At 30.3% G+C, this 893-nt stretch carries 1 protein-coding gene; it reads right to left on the minus strand.

Annotated features, from left to right (window positions below):
• Positions 1-460 precede the first annotated feature (460 nt).
• The coding region (locus tag HMPREF9441_RS11550) for a WbqC family protein (RefSeq protein WP_008621323.1) at positions 461-893 on the minus strand (433 nt) is incomplete at its 5' end.

Consider the following 893-nt stretch of genomic DNA (forward strand, 5'->3'; position numbering starts at 1 on the left):
ATGCTTTTTTGATTTCATCTTGAGTAGCTGTTTTACTAACCTCTAAAGTTTTATAGTAATCTATCATACGTTATAATTTTGAATCAATGCAAAAGTACGAAATAATTACCAATTGACAAATAAAAAAAGCTCTCTAATTGCTTAGAGAGCTCTTTTCACAATGCATATAAATACTACTACTAACTCCAAAAGAAATGATAACTTTAGTCTTTGAAAAAGTATTACAATAAAAGTAATATAGTTTTTTTCATAAGTTTTTGTTTTATAATACTTTTTTCAATATCCTATTTCACTTATTGTACTGAAAATACTGTGCCAAACTATTTTTTAATGTTATTTTATTTTGTAAGTACTTAAATATCAGATTTGTATAGGTACTTTTTGAGTTAGTAATCTTGTGTTGTAAAATGTGAAAGTTGTGTAATTACACGTTTCAATTCGTGTAATTACACAACTTTGTTTATAAGTTTATCATACCTATACTTACATTGTTTAAGTAATCAAGAGTGTTAGGGCCTTCGTGAAATAGCAAATCTAACACTGATAGATTCTTGATAAAACCGTGTTTATCTGAAAATATCTGGTGATAGGGCTCCATAGTTACATTAACCTCTTTCTTAGCACTACTTAAGTAGCGATAATCTTTTACTGCTTCGGGCTGCGCTTCGTAAGTACTCGTTTTATCAAAGTTGATATTCACTAATAAGCAGGCCAAAATGGTTTCTATGGTGTCTATATTTACATCTAATAGGTAGGTGTAAGGCTTCTCAAAGATACGCACTAAATCGTCTTCGTAATACTCAAAATAAGGCGAAGTGCGATAGGCGGTTTCTAAACTCTTCCAATGTAGGCGTTGCCAAGGGAAATGGTTTTCTACCTTCACATCTTTGAAT

Origin of the sequence: Paraprevotella clara YIT 11840, assembly GCF_000233955.1 — a bacterium.
GTDB lineage: Bacteria > Bacteroidota > Bacteroidia > Bacteroidales > Bacteroidaceae > Paraprevotella > Paraprevotella clara.